Source organism: Providencia sp. UF-224, assembly GCF_058245955.1.
Genome location: NZ_JBSICC010000011.1, coordinates 58,555 through 80,508, shown reverse-complemented (window position 1 = coordinate 80,508; position 21,954 = coordinate 58,555). Strand labels below are relative to the sequence as shown.

The window sequence follows — 21,954 nt, the reverse complement described above, 5'->3', positions numbered from 1 at the left end:
GATTAACGAGCAACGGTAACGTTCGCCTTAATATGTTTAAGGTGAACGACAATCGTAAAGGTCACTATCACCAATAAAGACCACGCGCCCCATTTCCCTGCATGAACCATTGACCAAGCCCCGATTTGGTTGGGATACTGCCAAACTCCGAAAAAAGTTCCAAAATTTTCGGCTAGCCAGATAAAAAAACCGATTAACATGAAGGCGAGCAACAGTGGCATTTTGCGCTCTTTATCAAGTGGCGTATAAAACACCACACTTCGAGCATACAAACCAAAAATAAACGCGGTTAAGTACCAGCGATAATCATCAATGTAATGGTGGCTAAAAAAATTAATATAAATCGCCAGTGCAACACAGGTTGCCATCCAATATGGCGGATAATGTTCGATTCTAACCTTAAAAAAGCGCCATGATTGAATAATATAACTCCCTACCGCTGCGTACATAAACCCCGTAAAGAGTGGTACGCCCCAAAGTTTTGTAAAAGCCTCGTCTGGGTATTGCCATGAACCAATAGTGGCTGATGTTTTAAATAACTCCATCATAAAACCGACCAAATGAAACACACAAATCGCTTTTAACTCATCCCATGTTTCTAATTTTGACCACACTAATAAGGCTTGAAATGTAACGGCAAAAATCAGCAAAGCATCATAACGGGGTAATCCTAAAATACCTTTAGCCGGCACTAAAAATAGCGCTAAAAAGAAAAAACCAGCAAATAAACAAGAACGTGCATTGATAAGCCCAAAAAACCAAAATTCTAAAATAAAACGCTTAATGCCGTGACTCTTATTTGGCGTATGAGCCATGAGTTTTTGATCTAATTGACCTAAAAAATTGAGCTTATGACTCATACTCCCCATTTATTCACTCACTTATTATTTAAATTTATTATTCATTTTTATGCATCAGTCAGCGGGGGATTTTATCAAATTCGTTTTTAATCTGGTAAGGTAACTATCTTAAAACACTTTAGTTTCTTCATCTTTAGCTGAAATATCTAAGTTTACGCCACAAGGCATTATTCACTCGCACTTTCATTTAAATTCACGTTTTATAGTGACGCTCGCACCCGATGGCAATTTGCTAACAGAAAGTAGTGATATACTTAACAAGAGAGATGTTTATTTGCGAGTTATCACCTATTTTATAACTTAGGAGTTCTATGATGAAATTGTATTACGCTCCCGGTGCTTGTTCCCTTTCCCCCCATATTATTTTGCGTGAAACTGGATTAGATTTCACGATTGAACGTGTAAATATCAAAGAGAAAAAGACAGAGAAAGGCGCAGATTTCTTAGCAATAAACCCAAAAGGCCAAGTACCTACTTTAGTGTTAGATAATGGTGAGCAACTCACTGAAGGTGCAGTTATTGTTCAGTATCTCGCTGACCAAAAACCAGATAGAAACCTAATAGCACTTGCTGGTTCAATGAAACGCTATCACCAAATGGAAGCTTTAAATTTTATTTCTACTGAGCTTCATAAAAATTTCTCACCTTTATTTACGCCAGGAACGCCAGAAGACTATAAAGAAACAGTTCGTAAGACATTATTAAATAAATTCAAATATGTCGATTCCGTGTTAGCAAAACAGCCGTTCTTTGCAGGTGACAGTTTTAGTGTTGCGGATGCCTATTTATTTACGGTAAGTGGATGGGCAAAACACGTTGGCCTAGATTTATCAAGCTTAACGCACCTGCAAGATTACATGGCTAAAATTGCAAAACGCCCGAATGTCCAAGAGGCTTTAAAAGCGGAAGGTTTAATCTAAGATTTCAATCATAGCGCCCTAAATCTAAAGGGCGCTATCTCTATTCAATAAGCAATAAACCAGAAATCAGTCTACTTGAGTTGCACAAAACTTATGCTCTGGGTTAACCATTTGGTCTTGAGCCGCGACAAGTTGTAACTCATATTCGCCCATCTCTTTTGTTTTAATCATCACTTCATAGACTGCGGCAGCAACATGCTCAAGGCCTTTATCTAAAGGTTCACCTTTTAATAAATTCACTAGCATCAAACCACTCGTTAAATCACCAACACCCACAGGTTGTTTTTCGCCGAAATCAACTAATGGACGACTAATGTGCCAGCTATGCTCTGCGGTAACTAAAATCATTTCAAAGCGATCAGCTCGATAAGCTGCACGGCTCAAATGTTTCACAAGAACAATCTTTGGCCCTTTGTCACAAAGCGCTCTGGCAGCACCAATGGCCTCCTCCACCGTTTTGATTGTTCTTCCAGCCAAAGTTTCTAATTCAAGCAGGTTTGGCGCAATCACATCACTCGCAGCTAAAGCTCTTTCACACAAAAACTCAGAGACACCAGGCGCAACAATACACCCTTTTTCAGGGTGCCCCATCACAGGATCGCAAAAATATAAGGCTTGTGGATTGGCGGCTTTCACTTTTTTCACAATCGCAAGAATATCGTCACCTTGCTCTGCAGAACCAATATAACCACTTAACACAGCATCACATATCTCAAGTTTATGTATCTTAGCTAAGCCTTCAACAATATCGGTTAAATGCTGCGCAGGAAATACACTTCCCGTCCATTGAGGATACTGCGTGTGATTAGAAAATTGTACGGTATTGAGTGGCCACACATCTACGCCCATACGGCACATAGGGAATGCAGCAGCACTGTTTCCTGCATGGCCGAAAACAACATGGGATTGAATTGATAATACGCTTTTCATTGAGGACCCAGAGAATTGTTATATCGAATGAAGAGAAATCAGTGATTAGCCATTGCTGATATAAATATACTCAACTAATTCAAATTACATGTTAGTGACAAGAGAAACTAGCCCAATCAACACCCATCCAACTTGAATTATCGCGAGTATAGCCCGGAAAATTCCGGGCTGATATTACAAAGGTTAGTCAGAGCTATTTCCAATTGATTAAGCAATCGTTTTTCTTACCGCGACGGATAAGGGTATAACGACCAAATAAGCGGTCTGCATCAGTAAAGACATACATTGGTTCTGTTTGTTTTTGACCATTGATGGAGACTGCGTTCGAGCTAATTGCAGTTCTTGCCTGTCCACGAGATGGCGTTAACTCTGAATCAACAAGTGCTTGTTGCAAGTCTGCGCCCTCTTCTAAAGTGATGCATGGCATGCCATCTTGCGCTAATTGTTCAAGATCTGCTTCAGTTAAATCAGAAACTGCACCTGAGAATAAGCTCTCAGTAATACGTTTCGCGGCAGCTAAGCCCGCTTCACCGTGTACTAATTTAGTCACTTGCTCTGCTAAAACATATTGTGCACGTGGTGCTTTACCGCTATTTTTATCTTCTTCTTCTAGCGCGTTAATTTCGTCTAGTTCCATGAAGGTAAAGAACTTCAAGAAGCGATAAACGTCAGCATCCGCAGTGTTAATCCAGAATTGGTAGAATTTGTATTGGCTAGTTTTCTTCGGATCTAACCAGACTGCGCCACCTTCTGTTTTACCAAACTTAGTACCATCCGCTTTCGTGATCAACGGAACTGTCATACCAAATACTTGGTTTTGGTGAAGACGACGTGTTAAATCGATACCTGAGGTAATGTTACCCCATTGGTCAGAACCACCAATTTGTAGCTCTACACCCATTTCATGATTCATATTTGCAAAGTCATAACCTTGTAACAGGTTATAGGCAAACTCAGTGAAAGAGATACCAACATCATCACGGTTAAGGCGTTGCTTAACAGACTCGCGGTTGATCATTTGATTAACAGAGAAATGTTTACCAATATCACGTAAGAAAGTCAGTACATCCATTTTGCCAAACCAATCATAGTTGTTAGCAAGACGCGCACTGTTATCACCACAATCGAAGCTTAAAAACGGTGAAACTTGATTACGGATTTTTTCTACCCACTCTTGAACGGTTTCTGCGGTATTTAATTTACGTTCAGTAGCTTTAAAACTCGGATCGCCGATAAGGCCCGTTGCGCCACCTACCAACGCCACAGGCTTGTGCCCGGCTAGTTGGAATCGTTTTAAACACAGCAAGGGAACCAGATGTCCCAAGTGCAAGCTATCAGCGGTAGGATCGAAGCCACAATAGAGAAAGATAGGGCCCTGCGCCAGTCTCTCTGCTAACGCATCCTCATCCGTTACCTGGGCAACGAGGCCCCGCTCTTGCAATTGTTTAATCAGGTTATTGCTAGACATCAATGACTCCATCAGTTGTATTTGTCTATCTATTTTAGTTTGAATGACCAACGCGTTTTTGATTAATATCGCAAACTCGCCAGTATAATTTGTCAATTTTCTTAAACGAGTCTATAGCATAAAGCGCATATCAATTAAGTGCCAGCTAAAAAACATGATCCTAAGGGGCTAATCTATCAATTTTCCAGCCATCCCCTTCCCGTTGGTATAAAAAACGGTCATGTAAACGGTGAGCACCACCTTGCCAAAATTCAACACTATTAAATACGACTCGATAGCCCCCCCAAAAACTTGGTAGAGGAACTTCCCCATTTTTAAATTTTTGTTTTAGCTCTAAAAATTTACCCTCTAAAATTCCTCTAGCCGAAATTTTAGAGGATTGAGCTGAAGCCCATGCAGCAATTTGGCTATCTTTAGGCCGGCTGTGAAAATATTTCACCACTTCAATCGGGTTTAAACGCTCAGCAACGCCCGTAAAGTTCACTTGGCGTTCAAGTGGATACCAAGGGAAATGTAAGCTTATTTTATTATTTTTTTCAAGATGTTGTGCTTTTCGACTACCCATATTGGTATAAAACACCAACCCTTTATCATCAAAGTGCTTTAACAACACGATGCGCTGGTATGGTTGTCCTGTTTCGTCTACTGTCGCAACTGACATGGCGGTCGGGTCACTTAACTTCGCTTCGCACGCCTGCTTCATCCATAACTCAAAAAGGGTTAATGGATTAGGTGTTAAGTCATTGCGTCGTAACCCACCTTTCGTGTACTCACGTCGGACAGATGCAAGGTCAACTTCACTTATCTCATTCATTTTATATCCTTTAATGCCGTTATTTTTTATCGATATTTTTAGGGTACACCGCACCCAAAACAGTTTCCCTTGTTGCACCAGTCACTGAAGCAAGGTTCCCTGATAGCCCTGCAACAGTACGTGCAGCTAACCACGCAAATGCCAAAGCCTCCATATCATCGCCACTTAGACCAAACTTATCGCTTGGAGCCACCTCAATACCCGGTAATAAAGCGGCTAACCGTTGCATTAAAAATGTATTTTTAGCGCCGCCACCACAAACAATTAATCGCTCACTCCCCCCGCAAAGTAGAACTTGTTCAGCTATAGATGCTGCAGTAAGTTCACACAAAGTCGCCTGCACATTCTGGGCAGATACGGACGGGAAAGCAGCTAAGTGCGACTCTAACCACTGCATATTAAAATATTCACGCCCAGTACTTTTAGGGGACGCTCGCTTAAAGTAAGGGTCATTTATCATCGATTTTAGTAATGCATTATCAACATGACCGGAACTCGCCCATTCACCATCGTTATCAAATGCTTTTTGCTGATTGCGCCAAGTCCAAGTATCCATCAGCATATTTCCTGGGCCTGTGTCATATCCTTTCACATAAGCGCCCGGTAATAATGCTGTGATATTCGCTATCCCACCGATATTTAATACAATTCGTTTTTCTGTAGGATGCCCTAAAACAGCTAAGTGAAAAGCAGGTACTAATGGTGCACCTTGTCCACCATAGGCCATATCTCGTCGCCTAAAATCCCCAACAGTTGTAATACCCGTTAATGCGGCAATACGGTTATTGTCACCGAGTTGCATGGTAAATGGCTGCTCGCCTTCGGGTTCATGCCAAACTGTCTGCCCATGGCATCCTATTGCAATGATATCCTCAGCAGTTAACCCTGTTTGCTCTAATAATTGACTAATAGCGCTCGCATAAAGTGAACCTAATTCACGGTCTATTTTACCAATTTCGGACAAGGTCGTTTTTTGCCCTTGGCAAATATCTAAAATTCTTTTTTTTAGCTCGATTGGAAATGTGACACTTAAGCTAGATTGCTCAGCAACAAATTTATCACTAATTGCGGCGAGAACAACGTCAACGCCATCTAAACTCGTTCCGGACATAACCCCTATGTAACGACCTGACTTAATCATCATTCTTGTTCCTTCAGAGTGCACATTTATTTTATGATTTCTGCTATGAAGATTGTGCTTTGATGGATAGTTTTGTCAACAATTCGATGTAATTTCTCGTACCGCTTCGCAGGAATAATAAATATTTCTTTTTAAGGCAAAAAAACCTTTACAAGCTAAATAAAAATGGCGTTTTTTAATATATGGATTTAAAATTCTAAATATAATGTTAGCAATCAAACCATTTGCTATACATGAATATTGCTTTGTTATTAAACAGTCTTTTTGAGTCCCCCTTAGCTATTGATGCTAAAAGATAATCATAAGATGACTATTATAGGTAGATATTTAACAAAGCGTGCCTTACCCGATGAAATGTTGTTGAATTTGAGATATTTTACCTAGTGTTTACACTCTATTTAAATCAGAATCGGTAATCTAACCATCGCTTTTAAATACCATTATTTTGATACTTGTTGTGTTTATGGTGAGAACAAATATACGATGCTATGTTAGTGCCACAGACAGCAAATCTCATAGGAGTTATTATGCTTAAGAAAGTTTTTGTAGGTGTTGTTGCAGTTGCTGCGTTATCTGGCTGTGTCAATACCAGTACGCTTTCTGGTGATACTATTTCAGCCAATGATGCGAAACAGGTACAGACTGTGACCTATGGTACTGTACTGAATGCTCGTCCTGTGACCATCCAAGCAGGTGAAGATGGCAATGTCATCGGCGCAATTGGTGGTGCCGTACTAGGTGGTTTATTAGGTAACACCATCGGTGGTGGTACTGGAAATACTCTGGCAACCGCGGCAGGTGCTATTGCTGGTGGCCTCGCAGGTCAACAAGCTCAAGGTGCTTTAAACAGAAGCCAAGGTGTTCAATTAGAGATCCGTTTAGACAGCGGGAAAAACATTGTTGTCGTACAAAAACAAGATCCTAGCGCATTTCGTAATGGCCAACGTGTCATGATTGCAAATAGCGGTAATACAGTTACTGTATCTCCTCGTTAATTTTTGTATCAACGATTAAAGCATGTTCACCGACAACCCCGTCGGTGAACATCTCTTCTAGTTTGCTATTCAATAGCGTTTACTTTTAATGACAACTTATTTCTATATTATTACTTATATTAACTAGCTAATAATGTTTATAACAATTGTTAGATTCTAGTATAACCATTTTAAGCCACCCACTATACGTACATCATCGTCATAGAACCTATATTGTGTCACTCAAAACAGAGTTCTCTTTGATAGATAATGAATCACCCAACGAATACTAGGCTAGATCAATACAGATTCTAATTCACCACGGTAATGACAAATAAAAATAAATTCATTTGCCAATTATATCACATCATTTTTTAATTATTAGTGAACAAAAAAGTCATATTGATATCATATAATTAATGAACAATCCCTCTTGGAATTAATTTTTAATTTACTTATCACTCCTAATAATTACCACCTAAAACAACCATAACTCAATTCAATATAAAAACTAACCATATTGAATTTATGAATCATTTTGTAATCTAATAATATTTCGTTCTAGCTTTAATAATAACTGTGATAACTGGTCAAGTTCCTCCTGAGTAATATTACTTAAAATTTCTATGCGAGTGTTATTAATCACTTGATCAACTGTTTTAATAAATGGCTCTGATTCCTCTGTTAGTTTAATTCTTTTTGCTCGCCTATCATTCGCACAAGTGTGCCTAGAGATAAGTTTTTTTTCCTCCAATTGATCGAGTGTTCTGACTAGCGAAGGTTGCTCAATCCCTATTGCTTTTGCAAGTTGAATTTGCGACTGTTCAGGCGGTAGCTGACTAATATTATGCAATGTAACCCAGTGAGTTTGTGTAAGTTTTAATGGTTTTAGTCGATGATCAATTAATGATCTCCACATACGAACTACACGAGATAATTCTGTCCCAATTTGTGATTCCAATTTACCCTCCTTTTATATAATTATAATGTCTAAAAAATATACCAGACTCATATTATTTTTTAAATTATATATTAATTTCCTTTTATGTTTACAACTTTTTATTGATGTAAAAACTTACAAATACCTATTTAGAGTGATATTATCATTTGCATTTCGAGATATGTGTCGTGTTAAAAACAACCATATAAGAATAAAAGAAGCCATTCACAAAGATAAAAAAATGCAATTATCTTATTAATCAGAATAGCTCCACTCTCCTTTCTGATCTATCTATTTTAATTCTCATAGTAATTAACTCTAACAATAAAAAAATAATTTAAAAAAATCCCCTTTAAAAACAAAACAATATAGTTAATCCTAAAAATATTTTAATTTTAATTCATTTCAATACAAGTATAATAAACATAAATAAATACAATATTATTTAAATATAAACAATAAAATTAATGCACTTAAAATAATTAGTCTGAAATTAATTGCGATGAGTTACAAAACAAATGATTAAAAACAAAAATGGCTATACTCATTCTTCATTAAAAAAGTTGTTGTTGAGTGCTAATAACGTCTTCTTGGCTTATCTTTTTACTCATCGTTCTTAAGTAACGCTGACGACATAAGCGAATAATATTGCGCTTTTCTGTACTCGAAAATTTTAACCAATTAAACCGCTCATCTCGAGTACGAAAACACCCACGACAATAACCTTGCTCATTGGTTTGGCAAATTCCTCGACATGGGCTCGGTATCTCAAAAAATTCAAGCTGCTCTGCCATCGCGTCATTCCTTCAAATGCAAAACTATCATAAATGTATGATATACTCTTGAAAAATGAGTATTACCACTATTTGGCCAAAAAATAAACTGTGATCATTGTATTTAACAATATAGGCACGTTATATTAATAGGTAAAATAATTCAGTATTATTTAGTAAATTCAAGAGGTTTTTTATGCGCTTACTTCATACCATGTTACGTGTTACTAATATGCAACGCTCAATTGATTTTTATACCAAAGTATTAGGTATGCGCTTGCTAAGAACCAGTGAGAATACCGAGTATAAATATTCTTTAGCTTTTGTTGGGTATAGTGATGAAAGTGAAGGTGCAGTCATCGAGCTAACCTACAACTGGGGTGTTGATAATTACGATATGGGAAATGCCTATGGTCATATCGCATTAGGGGTTGATGATGTTGCAAAAACCTGTGACGATATTCGCCAAGCTGGTGGTAATGTCACCCGGGAAGCTGGCCCTGTAAAAGGTGGCTCAACAATCATTGCCTTCGTTGAAGACCCGGATGGCTATAAAATTGAACTCATCGAAAATAAAAGCGCAAGTAAAGGTTTAGGCCATTAATTGGGTAGATTGTTAAATTTAAGCGGACAATGCGCCGCTTAAGTTTTCTTCTCATTTTCACTGCTAATTTCTACTGATATAGGCATAATATATGCCTATCAGAAACTTTATAATCGAAAGTCCTAATGTCTGAAAAAAACAATCCGAACGCCCTTGTAAACCGTTTTAGGGGTTACTACCCTGTTGTTATTGATGTTGAAACGGGTGGGTTTAACGCGAAAACTGATGGGCTGCTTGAAATTGCAGCAATCACACTAAAAATGGACAAAGATGGCTGGCTTGCCATAGATGAAACATTGCATTTTCATGTAGAACCATTTGAAGGGGCTAATTTAGAGCCATCTGCGCTTGCTTTTACAGGAATTGACCCAACAAACCCTTTGCGTGGTGCCGTCAGTGAGTATGAAGCGTTACATGCTATTTTCAAAGTCGTTCGTAAAGGTATGAAAAATACCGATTGCAATCGCGCAATTATTGTCGCACATAATGCAAACTTTGATCATAGCTTTGTGATGAATGCGGCTGAACGCGCAGGTTTAAAACGCAACCCATTTCATCCTTTTGCTACTTTCGATACCGCAGCGTTAAGTGGTTTAGTGTTTGGTCAAACAATTCTTGCTAAAGCATGTGCCAGTGCAGGTATCCCATTTGATGGTAAACAAGCCCATGGTGCATTGTATGATACTAATCGTACCGCACTATTGTTTTGCGAAATTGTGAATAAATTCAAGAAGCTTGGTGGCTGGCCAATTATTGAAGACGAAAAATAAATAAAAAAACCGCAGTAGATAAACAACACGTTGCCTTTACCTACTGCGATTTTTTATGATTTATTATCAGAGATTATGCGTTAGCTTCATCTTCTGGGCGATATTTATCAGCTGTTTCTTTGATAAGTGATTGCAACTCACCGCGTTGAAACATTTCCATAATGATGTCACAACCGCCAACTAGCTCACCATCTACCCATAACTGTGGGAAAGTCGGCCAGTTTGCATATTTTGGCAGTTCTGCACGAATATCTGGGTTTTGTAAAATATCGACATAAGCGAAACGCTCACCACATGAAGATAAGGCTTGTACCGCTTGAGCAGAAAAACCACAGCTCGGAAGTTTTGGTGAGCCCTTCATGTATAATAAAATTGGGTTTTCTTTAATTTGGCGCTCAATTCTTTCAATTGTTGTCATTTTTACTTCCTTAACATTAACATGATTAGTATATTCATTATAAATCAGCATGTTAGCTTGCATTTAGCCCAAGAAATATACTACATAATACTACACTTCACTCTAAATACATCAATGAGTTACTTTGTAATTTCGAATGAAAAAAGAGGGGTTTACCCCTCCTTTAATTTGTTACTATTGTGACTTATTTATGATTCAAGTCAAATAAATCTATTCGCCTAGCCTTATATCTCTCTCAATACAATTTCAGCTTTGTTTGTCACAATCTCATTTCACCAAATTTCAATATAATCCCGACCAATTCCGATATAACCCTATCTACTGGACACATATCATACGGCCCATACTTGGAGGTCACATGAACAACATTCAGCTACTTTTACTCACCCTAAATTGCATCAACGAAAATAGAGAGCCATCTCACGCAGAACAGTCACGTATTTATGTTTTCTATAAAACAGAGATAGAAAGCATGAATATTTCTATAGATATTTTTATGCTAACACTAATGAAAACTTTAGATATGGCATTGATAAACTCACAAAAATCAGAAGATACATTTAATTTTCTTAATGTACATATGAATGATGCAGCTATAAAATCTAAAAGCAGAAGCCTGATGGTAAATAAGGTTGGAGATAAGTTTATTCAAACGAATCAATTAGCTATTGATAAAAAAACTTATTCTCACTGAGTCTAAATAACTGTCGTGATCAAAGCCGCATATATAGCGACTTTGGCGTACTATCGGTTTATATATTTACATTGTAATCATCGGATTCTTTACTTATTTCATCAACTATTTGCTCAAAAAAACCACCCGCATTTATGTTAAGGGTCTTTAGCATTGATATCAGCGTATCGATATCAATTTTATTAACACCTCGTTCATAGCGATATAATTGCTGCTCACTTGTACAGCCGCTCAATTTTGCAAACTCACTAGTGGTATATCCTGCATTACGCCTTAGTGTTTTAATTTTCTTTCCTATCAATGTTGACACAGTGCTTTCAGTATTCATACAAAGACTCCATTCAAAATAGTCAAAATCAATAAACTTACTGTTTTTAATGTATCTACTATCAGTTAAAGTATAGTCATCATTTATGACTCTTCCATAAATGATGGTTATATTTTGATATTTTCCGTTTTACTTTGTTATTTTATTGACATTACTGATATTACTTACTATTTATAAATGACATCTTTTATTTCTATATGCAACATTACTGGAAAATAGCGAGGAATATTTATGAATAGAATGCTGATTTCTGCTTGCGTTATAGTAACAAGTGCACTGTCCTTTAGCACTTTCGCTGCTGAAAAAACAACTTCAACACCAGAAAGCATGACCTGCAAAGAATACGTGGACCTAAACCCTAAAAGCTGGGCTCCAGTTGCATTATGGGTAACATCAAAAGATACGCAATTTAAAAGTGGGGATTGGGTGGCGCTATCTGAACAGAGCATTGCAGAAGCTCCTTTAATCCTTGAGTTTTGCAAGAAAAAACCTGAAGGCACCCTTCAAGATTATCTTGCTAGCAAAAAATAAATTGTTTTCATTTCTAGAGCCGCTTTTATGCGGCTTACTAAAACTGAAGTGACAATACCAAAATAATATGATGTACCTCATAAAATTTAGTATGTGATATGATTTCAGCTCCCCTTTCTGTCCATAGAAAAATATACATTAATTAGCTGCAACTCATTAAATTTTCTTATAACGCCACTTAGATTAAAAAAATGTAATCAAGCTGTAAGGCCAATCATTAGCCTCTATTGATAATAGTATCCTCAATTTATCAATAGAGGATATCCAAATGAAAAAAAATCTACTTTTAGTATTTATTCCTTTTATTTTAGCTCCAGCTGTTTCAATAGCATCAAATAGTATTTTAAGTGTTCATATTCTTAATCAGCAAACAGGGAAGCCAGCCTCTAATGTTGAGGTTACATTAGAGAAAAAGCAGGGAAACAATTGGGTACTCATAAACACAGAAAAGACAAGTAATGATGGCAGAATTAAGTCTATCTTACCTGATAGTCCTGAGAAACCTTCTATAGGAGACTATAGAGTAATTTTTAAAACTGGTGAATATTTTAAGCAACAAGGCAAACATAGTTTCTTCCCTGAAATCCCCGTTGAATTTCAAATAGATAATTTAGATGAACATTACCATATTCCCTTGCTTTTAAACCAATATGGTTATTCAACATATAGAGGGAATTAACCTTTTCCAACTTATAAACCAATACAGTATTAATCAGGAATTGATACTGTATTCGTATGATATAACTACAAGTAACCATCACATATTACTTTCTCATTTTTTTTAATAGATGCTTTCTCCAAAAAACTAACAACAACAGTATACCTGCAGCTATTAGTATACTTATTGAAAAATGAACTGGTAGTGAAAGAACCAGCCTACTAATAAAATATCCTACAGAAACTATCACAGTCCCCCAAATTGAACCACCGATAAGATTTAATATAAAAAATTTAAATGGCCTTACATCACTAGCACCAATAATAATAGGTCCTATTGTCCGCAATCCATAAGCAAAGCGAATACCTATAACAACCCAATTTTCATTTTGCTGAATATATTTTTGCACATATGCTATTTTATCTTTTTGGGTATGGAGTTTGGGTAAAATTTGCGCACCAAAATAACGACCTATAAAAAACAGTATATTATCACTAACGATCCCACCTAAAGAGGCTGCTATAACTACTTTAGGGTAAGAAAGTAATTGATTATGTGCGGCTATACCCGATAAAAAAGCTACCGTTTCTCCTTCAATCATTGAACCCAGAAAGACAGCTAAGTATCCATATTCAATTATCCAGTGAGATAATGCCTCCGACATATTATGATTAACCTTTATTATGAAGTTTATCAACAACTATAAATATCATGTAATTAGTTCAATTGCGAGAATTAAATAAATCCACCATATACTGGCATAACCATCGCTTTATCACTCCTCCTTATATAGCAAAAACCAACTGTTTAAAGTTGGCTTTTGCTATATAACTCAAGTAAAATTAAATTTCATCTAAATAAACTTACTTTATATCTCCATTATATACAATTATAGTTTTATATATATCCAGATTACTAAAAAAAATCCCAACATCAACATCTAATACTTTTAATATAGCTACTGCTTCCGCTATTCCTATCTTATCAATTTCATATTCATAACGATAAAGTTGCTGCTCACTCTCTATTCCCGCCATTCTTGATAGCTCAAACACTGATAACCCAGCTTTTATCCGCAATTGACGAAGACTGCAAGCAATATGATTTGAAATCGAATTTTGGTTACTCATTAAACATCTCCTATTATTAATTAGTATTTACATAAAAAGCCTTGAAGATAGCGAGCTGTTTTATGGACTAATTAATAATATATGGAAACATTTACTTTATATCGTATGCTGTAAGTATTAAAAATTTCATTACTCTACTTCCAACTCTACCTTTGCATACCCTTTAGCTGCCTATTTAGTAAGTAATTGAATACCAAAATTGGAGAATTCACATGATTAGATAATGTTCTAAATGTGCCAACTACTCAGGCTGGCACATTAGTTTTTTCTTATTTAGATAGTTGCTATTAACAAACTTTAATTTATATCAGTTTACGATCAACCTACCATGTAAAGGTTGGGTTGGCCGGTTATTTGAATGTCCCAGAGCTTTTTGAAATTTCTTTATTTGTTCTTTTGATGCACTTATAGGCTGTTTCATGACTAACCATACTACACCTTCAGTGCATGGCGGAGTAGTTAAAGAACCGCTAAAACGATAATAGCTTTTGTCATCTGGATAAAGTGCTGTTAAGTCAATATTTTTATCTAACTGTTTCTCGTGATTTTTTTCTTTTGGTATATTACTCAATACTTGCTCTATAGCTAGGTTAGCTTCACCTTCTTCTAACATGATTGCTAGTACGGCAACTCCCCCATCACTTTTAGAATGAACAAAATGCAGCTCCAATGGATATTGTTTGCCTTTTATTTCATTTTCGCTTGGGCTATGAAAGTGAAATTGTTTTAATTGATAAGTTGCCCCATCAATAGAAAAATCATCATCATCATTAACATTGATTTGTATTGAATGCCCATTGTTGATAATTTTTTGTGCGTGCGTATGTATATTTATATCTAATGGTTTTAATTTCCCATCAATAACATTATCAATATTAATTGGTGATTGATTAAATCCACTTTCACAAACTTTAAATTCGTCACTCAATTTTCCCCAATGTTCAGGTGCACCACTACCTTCGTAAGTCCATAATGAATTAGCTTGTGATGAAAAAGTGAAAGCAGCCAAAATAAATAACATGGATTTATTGTAACTCATGCGATAATAACTCAGGTTGTTAATGTGAGTTTTAAAGTTACACTTTGATTCACACCAATGGCATTGGGATTTATCTTATTATTTTAGATAACAGCATGCCTTACTAAAAATAAAGCATGCAATACCCCGCTGTAACTATAGTATTATTCAAAAATTAGCCTAAACATCTATGTCCATTTCCGCTAATCGCTCTGCTTCTATCTTAGCGAGTCTCTCAGCTTCAGCTTGCTTTTGATTGTAGAGTGAGTTACTAGGCATGTTTACACGAACATCAACCCAGTGGCCATTCGGAATATCACAAGGTGTTTCGTCTTCTATCTCATTACCTTTTTCATCCATAAACTCAGGATAAGTAATAAGACGATTTAAAAGAACGGATGGAGGCAAAGCATGCTTACGATATTTTGTCTCAATAATAATATCTCCATCGGCTAGTACTTTGAAATCAGCCCATACTAGTGGAAGGTTATTGATTCCGTTTGGTATTACTATTCCACCATGATAACCACCCCATGATGCATCGGAATTCATACCGAGCGTGCCTTTGAGTTTATAGCGACCCGTACCAATCTTTTCTAGCACTACTCCATCAGATTCGTCGTTAGTTTCGATGTGTTCAGCAAAGACTTTAATAATCGGGGATGCTGCTTTTAAGTTTCCGTTTGAGTCTTTAGTGGTATTTCTATCGGTGTATAAATTATGAACAAAGTAGTTAACATGATTACCGCCGACGACTCTAACATGAGCCCCATTATAAGCAGCAGAAATAGCAGTGAAGGTATCATCAGCCTTAAATAGGCCGACAGCGTTGTATTGGCCTGAAATGGTCGTTCCTCCTACTGTTTCATTTCTAAATATTCTAGAAGCTCCCCCCCTTGCCTTTATGTAAGAATCCATACCAGCTTGGTCTAGTTTCAATAGTTCACCATTACCGCCCCAGCCATAATCACCAACTAGCATTGCTGTACCTGAGCGATTTGGGATACTAATAAGACCTAATGTTTTTTCGTCTTTATCCCTATTGGTTATACTGAGCATTGCGGCGTCAGATACTGGATTAGTTTGGATCATTGCATATGAGCCATCCTGCTTAACTAACCTCAACGATGTCCAGTCGTTTGTACCGTTGACTCTTATATTCGTATGATTGAATGTAGTAGGACCTGTTACCGTGCCACCCTTTTTATCAAACTTATCATCTAGCTGCTTATCCATTTCTTTTGTTGTGCGTAGCTGCTGAGTCGTTTGGTCTGGCAATGTAACCGTGATAATGCCCTGCTCTGTCATCCAACGCGTTAATATATCGCTGAACTGCACATTCGCACCATTCATGGACACAATCTTATTCATGGCATCAGAAACAGAATGAACCATGGTCGTGAGAATGACGTATTTAGCCCCTGCTGCTGCAGTTGGTAATGGGAAATTTAATGTGAGCTCAGTGTCAGATTGAATCGACTGAATACTGTTATTGTGAACTGTGGTACCAATTTGAACCTGTATCGCTTGCTCTGCAGATACACGATTAATGTTATTGAGCCATTTGGTGCCGGTACCGACTAATTTAGTGCTGTTTGCTGTCGCAGTGACTGTGCCTGTACTGTACATATTGTTGATTCTCCGAAATTTAGATACAAAAAAACCGCAATTAAGCGGCCTGTTTATTAATAATTGAATTTAAAAATAATCGTTAAAATCTATGCAATATGAACTGGCATACACAACTTCGTTGTACATATAGTTTGCATAGCTGGGGTAAGTGTCCATCGTCCACATTCGGCTTGCGATTAGCTTGTTACCTTCAACCCTAAACCCTGATAAATAACAGTTAACATTTATCCTCTCGTTTTCTAACCATGTATTGGGCATATCCATGCTGAACATGGGTTTTGCAAATGAACTTGTCGCAACATTTCCACTGGTTTTAATCGTGTGGCCATTATTAAAGAAAGGCATATAGTCAGAGGTGAAAACTACCTTACCTTCTCGGTTCCAAATGGTTAACCCATCACTGGGTTGTAAATTGAGCCCATATGAGAAAACCACAACATATACCCAACCAGAACGGTAAGTAATGACCCGATTATTGGGCCGGTCATACCGGAGGATTTGGTCGGTACTTTCTGGTCTTAGAAAAACCAATGCTGAACTACGGTTAGGGATATCATTTGGGAGACTCCAATACCCCCGATTGTTATTTGCATTGATATAAATTTTCTGACGATAAACACAGTAAGCCACCTCATTCTCTTGGGTGACACTTCTGAAGTTATCAATTGCCGAAGAAGCCCCCGCATTTAAGAAGAGCCCATAGGTGTCTGCAGGGTTATCTTTCAATGTGCCGTACAAGAAAAAATGCGACTCCCCATCGCTACCCGGCAACCACCCATCTGGCCCCCCAAATTCATCGTAGTAACAATAGAATGTATCCTCTGAAGTCCAGTAACTTCCAACTCTCACCATCTGAACTGTTCCGTAAGCTAGAAAGTGGCACAATGCAGAGGGAATAATCACCACGTTATATTTGGACAAGCCGGGAACATGCACAGATTTATTTCGGTTGTCCTTTTGCGGGTATCGAGGATGTGTCGTGATTTTAGTAATAAAGGTGAGGGGATAATTATCTTTTGTTAATTCAATTGGCTTACCACCGTCTTTTGGGTTGATAAACAACCCCATATCACTCATGGCCTTCTCCCAACTTTAACTGCCCATCGACCCGATGAGTCATAAATCATCAGGCCTGTTTCATCTAATAACACTTTTCCAGCATCACCGCTGATTTTAAAATTACCGTAAACTTCAAGCTTGTTAAATTCAGCGCTACCAGTTTCGGCGTCAAGCCTATAGCCTGATTTACCTTTTTCATATTTCTTAGAGCGGATCTCCATGCCGATCAGTAATTTTTCAATGTAGGCTTTATTGATAAAAGCTTCATTCATAAATACTTGACCATTTTCAACAAAGAAAACAGGCTCTAACTTGCCACTAGATGGATTGAAAATACCAAAGGTGTCGGCGCTGTAACCGATTTTAGTGACTACCTTGCCGTTTTTAACTTCGGCCCCCATCATGAACTTAGCGTCGTAATACTGTCCGTTCCACCAGATGCCCGTTTTGATTGTGTAAATTGCAGAACCATTCCCCTTGTGATCGAAAACAGTTTGTCCACGCAATTCGATTGCAGACTTATTCTCACCCACTTCTGATTTAATCAGCTCGTTAACTTCCGCTTGTGACTTCTGGTTATCAGCGACAACCTTCTGTAATGAGGTGATATTTGAATTGATATCGCCATATTGAGCATCAAGTTGTTCCACTTTTTGCGCCAAGGCATGGGTTTCAGTCGCAATAACAGTTTCCACACGTCGAATTGAAGCCTTCACACTCAACACTTCTATGCCTTGAATATCATGCTGAACTTGCAATTGACCAACTGCTTCAACAGTTGCCCCTTCGATATTGGCTACCGTTTGCTGTATGTTGGAAATCGACGCTTCCGTTTCTTCGAAACGAGATTCTGTTAGTGCTTTTTCTGTTGTTAACGCTTCATCAAGGCTCGTCGTGGTTTCTGATAGCTCATTAATGCTCGCTTTAGTTTCGTTGTATTGGCTCTGTTGATTTTGCTCAACCTTCGTAAGTGTTTTGTCTAAATTAGCAATCGTTGTCTTGTGCTCAGTCACAACACTGCTGACTACGGATAACTCACGGCCTTGCTCGGTTAACTGGCCTTGAAGCTTTTCATCGCCTAAGTTAATTTCAGCACGTAACTGCTCTTCGGATTTAGCAATCGCTTCACCTTGCTGAGCTTGAACCTCCTTAATCGTCGTAATAGCGCCTTCTGCATCATTAAAACGTGCGTCAATTTGTACCTTATCTTCCGCTCGTGCTTCCGTTTCAGTGGCTAAGGCTATCTCCGTACGGGTAATGCGAGAACGTGAGACAAGGCTGTCATTATGCAGGGAAATAAACTGCGCTTGCGTTTGCCCGATAGCTTCAACCAAGGCTTTGTTATCATCGGTCGTGACTTGCCCTAAGTGGGTCAAATACCCTCGCATTTCGCCAAACTCAGCAACAACAGACTCTTCATGCTTTGCTTGAGCCTTTTCCAAATCAGTGGTAGCGGTAGCGATATCTGTTACACGACCTTTAATCGTACCGACTTCATCGTTAGTATCACCTAAATCAGCACGAACTTGCCTAATATCCTCTGCAAAAGCTTCATTCGATTTTGCTAGCGCATTTTGAACATTCAAAACATCAGCAGCCGTATGCTCAAATTGAGCCGCAACTTCTTGCTGGTACTTTGCCTGAGATGTGGTGAAGTCAGCTTGAACTTGTTGTAACTGCTTAATTGACGCTTTACCTTTAGCGGATTCTTCCTTAAGCTCCCAGTAGTTTTCAGTAGACATCTGGGTTACTGTCATCACTGCTTCATTAACTGCATCTAACTCGCGATCAATACTGATAACTTTTTGCCTAAAGTCGTCACTATCAATTTTTAAATCAGTGAGATTGTCTTTGTTGAAGTCAATTTGATTTTGCATGATTTGACCAGCTTCATTGCTGAGAAAGGTATTACCCAGTTCATCAACCATGTCTTTTGGCGCTCCGTCAGCCTTTCCTACGGCTTCAACAAAGGGAGACTTGCCATAACTGTTAACCGTACGAACATAAAACCAATAATTGGTATCGGCTTTTAAATTCTCCTTAGTCCAGAATTGCCCTTGGCCTTGTCGGTTGGCTTTTGTAGTGACTTCAGTGTCATTCATGCTGGCCAGTTTCTTGTCGCTGAACCAAAATTCAAACGTATAGCCATGTTGCGCGGTTTCGCCACCATGAGGAATACAGGTCAGTGAGAACATACCGCCAACCATTTCAACACTAACCGGTTTTGGCGGGGCCTGAATATCAAAATCAACAATAGCAGGGGCAGACATCGCGCCAGCCGCATTAATTGAACGAACCTCCGCACGATATGAACCGCGGACAAGACCCGATAAATCAACTCTATCTTGCGGTACCTGAATGGACTGAATCACTTTGCCGCTTTCTATAATGTTTACTGTGTTATAGCGAACATCTGCAGCAGCTGATTGCCAGCTCAAATACCCTTGAACAACTTCACCAATATTTGTGGCCACAAACGCAAGATTAAGAGGTGGCGCTACCCCTCCTGTCGGTAAAACAGTGAATGGAGGCCGAACAAAAGGCTTTCCGATGATATCTTCATAGATATGAGGACCATCTTCTTCAAGTAGTATTTCTGCTCCCTCTTGAGGGTGAAACTTCCATTCAGCCACGCGACATTCAAAATTTTGAATTCCAATATGGGGTAAATTTAATAACGCAACATCTCCTGGTCGGTATGCATAGCCGTCCATATTCATGGGTAACTGTATTTTGCGACCTGCACGCTTTTTGCGTAAATACAGGTTAGCTAATCGGCTAGCTTGGTATGGGCTTGTGACAAAGCGATAATCCATATTTTCTTTAATCTCGAGCCCATCTTCTTCTATCCATTCGTCAACAATCACGGGTGTAAAATCTGTTTTTATATATTGCTGCTCAGCATCGACAAACGTACCGTAAATCGCATTAGTCGCATCACGTAGTGGTAAATCAGGCGTGATATTGACTGTATCAACGATTTGGTTTGGCTCGATACGCAATACAGCGGGGCCATTGTAGGCTTGCATCAGAATGCCGTGCTTACCTGCGATGTAGGTTGGTTCAGCTGCAATGCACTTATGCATGTGGTCGAGTGTTGATGATGGTCCTTCTGATAATTCATAGGTTCCATTAATGGTGTAGCGTGGCTCCGTTTTTCCTTCTGGTGTTGTTACTGGTTCATCGCATAAATCAGCGGCAGCTTTAAATGCTTCAAAATCAATGTCAGAATCCGGCACATCTAAATAACTACGATAATAATCAAGGATAATTAGTGCGCCGTTATTACTCCAACCCGTTTTGCCCGTTCTAGGGTCATAGACAGGCTTTCCCCATATCTCAACTTTGACGTTAGGCACACCGTACGGGAATTTTTCAGCATCGTATTTAAGGGTTAAACGCAACCATGCAAGCCCATCACCTATCATGTCAGATTTCCATGATGGGGCATTTTTCAGCAAGTAAGGGTCACAGTCCGTTCGGCTGTTGTGAAACTCATAAGTCGCTTTATCGCCAAAAGTACCGATTAAATCATCGTTCAGCCAAATCTGCCCAATACGGTCAACTTTATGTGCGGCAATGGCTAATGCTATGAATAATCGTTCATTTTCTGTTTGGTCGCCCTTTTCTTCTTCAGCGAAAAACAGTAACCCGGAACAAACCGTTTTCCCAACAATGATAGTTTCTGGCGCAGTCGGTGAGCGAAGCATTTGCTTGCGTTCTGATTGGTCTCGATACCCCATTGACGGCATTTTATCTTTAAATAACCTTGAACCTGCGAATTGCGTTGCCATGCCCGCCGCAATCATAGCCCAACCTGCAGGGCCACCCATCATGGCACCCGCTATCATTAAGCCGGTAGAAACGATATTTGATACAACTTTACCCATCTACTCGACCCTCCATGCTTTGATTGGTTTATGGTTAACAGGTAATACCCCACATTCAGTGACAGACCACACCTTGCCTGCCCAAAGCACCCCAAGAGTTTTACCTTCATCACCATTGAACATAACAATGTCACTCCTTGTGGCTTTGTCTGGTTCGATTTCGGTAAAGAAACTTGATAGGCCGGACTCTAAGTCACCAAATTCCGACTTTAAGACTCGCATAGCCCCTGATTTTGTCTTATAGCGACCACGAACTTTTTCAGCGATATCGATACCGCACACAACAAGCGCACAATCAGCCGCAAACAAACAGCAGTCATGCTCCCCCCATGAAAAAGGGCGACTCATTGCCGCCCTTAAGGTTTCAGGTAACTTTATGGTCCATTGAGGATGTCGCATTTA

Annotated in this window: 23 protein-coding genes; 7 read left to right on the top strand and 16 right to left on the bottom strand. The window is 38.5% G+C overall.

Annotation, left to right across the window (positions count from 1 at the left end; genetic code table 11):
• Positions 1-2: 2 nt before the first annotated feature.
• Positions 3-869, bottom strand: coding sequence for a DUF817 domain-containing protein (locus AC4IFO_RS12490; protein ID WP_490734765.1), 867 nt, complete (start codon positions 867-869; stop codon positions 3-5).
• A gap of 305 nt (positions 870-1,174) precedes the next feature.
• Here AC4IFO_RS12490 and gstA point away from each other — a divergent pair, with 305 nt between their 5' ends.
• The gene (gstA, locus tag AC4IFO_RS12485; RefSeq protein ID WP_490734892.1) at positions 1,175-1,780 is read left to right on the top strand and encodes a glutathione transferase GstA; all 606 of its coding nucleotides are present in this window, start codon (positions 1,175-1,177) and stop codon (positions 1,778-1,780) included.
• A 66-nt stretch (positions 1,781-1,846) separates the two neighbouring features.
• On the opposite strand, the gene pdxY is transcribed toward gstA, so the two are convergent.
• The 4 genes from pdxY to anmK all read right to left on the bottom strand — a co-directional run bounded on the left by pdxY (position 1,847) and on the right by anmK (position 6,133).
• Positions 1,847-2,710, bottom strand: a complete 864-nt coding sequence (pdxY, locus tag AC4IFO_RS12480; protein WP_490734763.1) for a pyridoxal kinase PdxY — start codon at positions 2,708-2,710, stop codon at positions 1,847-1,849.
• 193 nt (positions 2,711-2,903) lie between these two features.
• Positions 2,904-4,178 carry a tyrosine--tRNA ligase gene (tyrS, locus tag AC4IFO_RS12475; protein ID WP_490734761.1) on the bottom strand — a complete coding sequence of 425 codons (1,275 nt, stop codon included), beginning with the start codon at positions 4,176-4,178 and terminating at the stop codon, positions 2,904-2,906.
• Between the two features lie 160 nt (positions 4,179-4,338).
• The gene (pdxH, locus tag AC4IFO_RS12470) at positions 4,339-4,992 is read right to left on the bottom strand and encodes a pyridoxamine 5'-phosphate oxidase (RefSeq protein WP_490734760.1); all 654 of its coding nucleotides are present in this window, start codon (positions 4,990-4,992) and stop codon (positions 4,339-4,341) included.
• 19 nt (positions 4,993-5,011) lie between these two features.
• Positions 5,012-6,133 (bottom strand): anhydro-N-acetylmuramic acid kinase, encoded by a 1,122-nt coding sequence (gene anmK, locus AC4IFO_RS12465; protein ID WP_490734890.1) that lies wholly within the window; start codon positions 6,131-6,133, stop codon positions 5,012-5,014.
• A gap of 527 nt (positions 6,134-6,660) precedes the next feature.
• Here anmK and AC4IFO_RS12460 point away from each other — a divergent pair.
• Positions 6,661-7,128, top strand: a complete 468-nt coding sequence (locus tag AC4IFO_RS12460; RefSeq protein WP_219248657.1) for an outer membrane lipoprotein — start codon at positions 6,661-6,663, stop codon at positions 7,126-7,128.
• Between the two features lie 505 nt (positions 7,129-7,633).
• Here AC4IFO_RS12460 and slyA read toward each other — a convergent pair.
• Positions 7,634-8,068 carry a transcriptional regulator SlyA gene (slyA, locus tag AC4IFO_RS12455; protein ID WP_490734759.1) on the bottom strand — a complete coding sequence of 145 codons (435 nt, stop codon included), beginning with the start codon at positions 8,066-8,068 and terminating at the stop codon, positions 7,634-7,636.
• Positions 8,069-8,601: 533 nt separating this feature from the next.
• Positions 8,602-8,841, bottom strand: a complete 240-nt coding sequence (locus AC4IFO_RS12450; protein ID WP_490734757.1) for a DUF1289 domain-containing protein — start codon at positions 8,839-8,841, stop codon at positions 8,602-8,604.
• Between the two features lie 175 nt (positions 8,842-9,016).
• Here AC4IFO_RS12450 and gloA point away from each other — a divergent pair, with 175 nt between their 5' ends.
• Together gloA and rnt are read left to right on the top strand one after the other, a co-directional pair.
• Entirely contained in the window at positions 9,017-9,424 is a 408-nt protein-coding gene (gene gloA / locus AC4IFO_RS12445) for a lactoylglutathione lyase (protein ID WP_490734755.1), read from the top strand.
• A 125-nt stretch (positions 9,425-9,549) separates the two neighbouring features.
• Positions 9,550-10,194 (top strand): ribonuclease T, encoded by a 645-nt coding sequence (gene rnt / locus AC4IFO_RS12440; RefSeq protein WP_490734753.1) that lies wholly within the window; start codon positions 9,550-9,552, stop codon positions 10,192-10,194.
• Positions 10,195-10,267: 73 nt separating this feature from the next.
• Here rnt and AC4IFO_RS12435 read toward each other — a convergent pair whose 3' ends face one another.
• A complete protein-coding gene (locus tag AC4IFO_RS12435) occupies positions 10,268-10,612 on the bottom strand; it encodes a Grx4 family monothiol glutaredoxin (protein WP_369311414.1) in 345 nt (114 codons plus the stop codon).
• 358 nt (positions 10,613-10,970) lie between these two features.
• Between AC4IFO_RS12435 and AC4IFO_RS12430 the strand changes: the two genes are divergently transcribed.
• The gene (locus AC4IFO_RS12430; RefSeq protein WP_490734751.1) at positions 10,971-11,306 is read left to right on the top strand and encodes a hypothetical protein; all 336 of its coding nucleotides are present in this window, start codon (positions 10,971-10,973) and stop codon (positions 11,304-11,306) included.
• A 58-nt stretch (positions 11,307-11,364) separates the two neighbouring features.
• On the opposite strand, the gene AC4IFO_RS12425 is transcribed toward AC4IFO_RS12430, so the two are convergent.
• Positions 11,365-11,634, bottom strand: coding sequence for a helix-turn-helix domain-containing protein (locus tag AC4IFO_RS12425; protein WP_273804213.1), 270 nt, complete (start codon positions 11,632-11,634; stop codon positions 11,365-11,367).
• A gap of 231 nt (positions 11,635-11,865) precedes the next feature.
• Between AC4IFO_RS12425 and AC4IFO_RS12420 the strand changes: the two genes are divergently transcribed.
• Together AC4IFO_RS12420 and uraH are read left to right on the top strand one after the other, a co-directional pair.
• Positions 11,866-12,165 (top strand): HdeA/HdeB family chaperone, encoded by a 300-nt coding sequence (locus AC4IFO_RS12420; RefSeq protein ID WP_273804212.1) that lies wholly within the window; start codon positions 11,866-11,868, stop codon positions 12,163-12,165.
• A 268-nt stretch (positions 12,166-12,433) separates the two neighbouring features.
• Positions 12,434-12,844: a hydroxyisourate hydrolase gene (gene uraH, locus AC4IFO_RS12415; RefSeq protein WP_490734748.1), complete on the top strand. Its 411-nt coding sequence runs from the start codon at positions 12,434-12,436 to the stop codon at positions 12,842-12,844.
• Positions 12,845-12,929: 85 nt separating this feature from the next.
• On the opposite strand, the gene AC4IFO_RS12410 is transcribed toward uraH, so the two are convergent.
• The 7 genes from AC4IFO_RS12410 to AC4IFO_RS12380 all read right to left on the bottom strand — a co-directional run bounded on the left by AC4IFO_RS12410 (position 12,930) and on the right by AC4IFO_RS12380 (position 21,951).
• Positions 12,930-13,487, bottom strand: a complete 558-nt coding sequence (locus AC4IFO_RS12410; RefSeq protein WP_490734746.1) for a DedA family protein — start codon at positions 13,485-13,487, stop codon at positions 12,930-12,932.
• Between the two features lie 199 nt (positions 13,488-13,686).
• Entirely contained in the window at positions 13,687-13,953 is a 267-nt protein-coding gene (locus AC4IFO_RS12405) for a helix-turn-helix domain-containing protein (RefSeq protein WP_273838986.1), read from the bottom strand.
• A gap of 307 nt (positions 13,954-14,260) precedes the next feature.
• The gene (locus tag AC4IFO_RS12400; RefSeq protein ID WP_273804207.1) at positions 14,261-14,992 is read right to left on the bottom strand and encodes a carbonic anhydrase; all 732 of its coding nucleotides are present in this window, start codon (positions 14,990-14,992) and stop codon (positions 14,261-14,263) included.
• Between the two features lie 159 nt (positions 14,993-15,151).
• Positions 15,152-16,600: a phage tail fiber protein gene (locus tag AC4IFO_RS12395; RefSeq protein WP_490734743.1), complete on the bottom strand. Its 1,449-nt coding sequence runs from the start codon at positions 16,598-16,600 to the stop codon at positions 15,152-15,154.
• A 69-nt stretch (positions 16,601-16,669) separates the two neighbouring features.
• The gene (locus AC4IFO_RS12390; protein WP_490734741.1) at positions 16,670-17,680 is read right to left on the bottom strand and encodes a DUF6453 family protein; all 1,011 of its coding nucleotides are present in this window, start codon (positions 17,678-17,680) and stop codon (positions 16,670-16,672) included.
• On the bottom strand, positions 17,677-21,552 hold the full coding sequence (locus AC4IFO_RS12385; RefSeq protein WP_490734739.1) for a phage tail protein: 3,876 nt from the start codon (positions 21,550-21,552) through the stop codon (positions 17,677-17,679). The genes AC4IFO_RS12390 and AC4IFO_RS12385 overlap by 4 nt, the downstream gene beginning before the upstream one ends.
• The gene (locus AC4IFO_RS12380; protein ID WP_490734737.1) at positions 21,553-21,951 is read right to left on the bottom strand and encodes a DUF6950 family protein; all 399 of its coding nucleotides are present in this window, start codon (positions 21,949-21,951) and stop codon (positions 21,553-21,555) included.
• Between the last annotated feature and the right edge of the window lie 3 nt (positions 21,952-21,954).

Bases quoted from the DNA above. Each gene is read 5' to 3' on its own strand.
- AC4IFO_RS12390 (WP_490734741.1), bottom strand. From the start codon at position 17,680: ATGAGTGATATGGGGTTGTTTATCAACCCAAAAGACGGTGGTAAGCCA.
- uraH (WP_490734748.1), top strand. From the start codon at position 12,434: ATGAAAAAAAATCTACTTTTAGTATTTATTCCTTTTATTTTAGCTCCA.
- tyrS (WP_490734761.1), bottom strand. From the start codon at position 4,178: ATGTCTAGCAATAACCTGATTAAACAATTGCAAGAGCGGGGCCTCGTT.
- AC4IFO_RS12430 (WP_490734751.1), top strand. From the start codon at position 10,971: ATGAACAACATTCAGCTACTTTTACTCACCCTAAATTGCATCAACGAA.
- AC4IFO_RS12395 (WP_490734743.1), bottom strand. From the start codon at position 16,600: ATGTACAGTACAGGCACAGTCACTGCGACAGCAAACAGCACTAAATTA.
- pdxY (WP_490734763.1), bottom strand. From the start codon at position 2,710: ATGAAAAGCGTATTATCAATTCAATCCCATGTTGTTTTCGGCCATGCA.
- AC4IFO_RS12435 (WP_369311414.1), bottom strand. From the start codon at position 10,612: ATGACAACAATTGAAAGAATTGAGCGCCAAATTAAAGAAAACCCAATT.
- AC4IFO_RS12460 (WP_219248657.1), top strand. From the start codon at position 6,661: ATGCTTAAGAAAGTTTTTGTAGGTGTTGTTGCAGTTGCTGCGTTATCT.
- AC4IFO_RS12410 (WP_490734746.1), bottom strand. From the start codon at position 13,487: ATGTCGGAGGCATTATCTCACTGGATAATTGAATATGGATACTTAGCT.
- AC4IFO_RS12490 (WP_490734765.1), bottom strand. From the start codon at position 869: ATGGGGAGTATGAGTCATAAGCTCAATTTTTTAGGTCAATTAGATCAA.
- AC4IFO_RS12405 (WP_273838986.1), bottom strand. From the start codon at position 13,953: ATGAGTAACCAAAATTCGATTTCAAATCATATTGCTTGCAGTCTTCGT.
- AC4IFO_RS12385 (WP_490734739.1), bottom strand. From the start codon at position 21,552: ATGGGTAAAGTTGTATCAAATATCGTTTCTACCGGCTTAATGATAGCG.
- gstA (WP_490734892.1), top strand. From the start codon at position 1,175: ATGAAATTGTATTACGCTCCCGGTGCTTGTTCCCTTTCCCCCCATATT.
- AC4IFO_RS12400 (WP_273804207.1), bottom strand. From the start codon at position 14,992: ATGAGTTACAATAAATCCATGTTATTTATTTTGGCTGCTTTCACTTTT.
- AC4IFO_RS12450 (WP_490734757.1), bottom strand. From the start codon at position 8,841: ATGGCAGAGCAGCTTGAATTTTTTGAGATACCGAGCCCATGTCGAGGA.
- anmK (WP_490734890.1), bottom strand. From the start codon at position 6,133: ATGATTAAGTCAGGTCGTTACATAGGGGTTATGTCCGGAACGAGTTTA.
- AC4IFO_RS12380 (WP_490734737.1), bottom strand. From the start codon at position 21,951: ATGCGACATCCTCAATGGACCATAAAGTTACCTGAAACCTTAAGGGCG.
- rnt (WP_490734753.1), top strand. From the start codon at position 9,550: ATGTCTGAAAAAAACAATCCGAACGCCCTTGTAAACCGTTTTAGGGGT.
- AC4IFO_RS12425 (WP_273804213.1), bottom strand. From the start codon at position 11,634: ATGAATACTGAAAGCACTGTGTCAACATTGATAGGAAAGAAAATTAAA.
- gloA (WP_490734755.1), top strand. From the start codon at position 9,017: ATGCGCTTACTTCATACCATGTTACGTGTTACTAATATGCAACGCTCA.
- pdxH (WP_490734760.1), bottom strand. From the start codon at position 4,992: ATGAATGAGATAAGTGAAGTTGACCTTGCATCTGTCCGACGTGAGTAC.
- AC4IFO_RS12420 (WP_273804212.1), top strand. From the start codon at position 11,866: ATGAATAGAATGCTGATTTCTGCTTGCGTTATAGTAACAAGTGCACTG.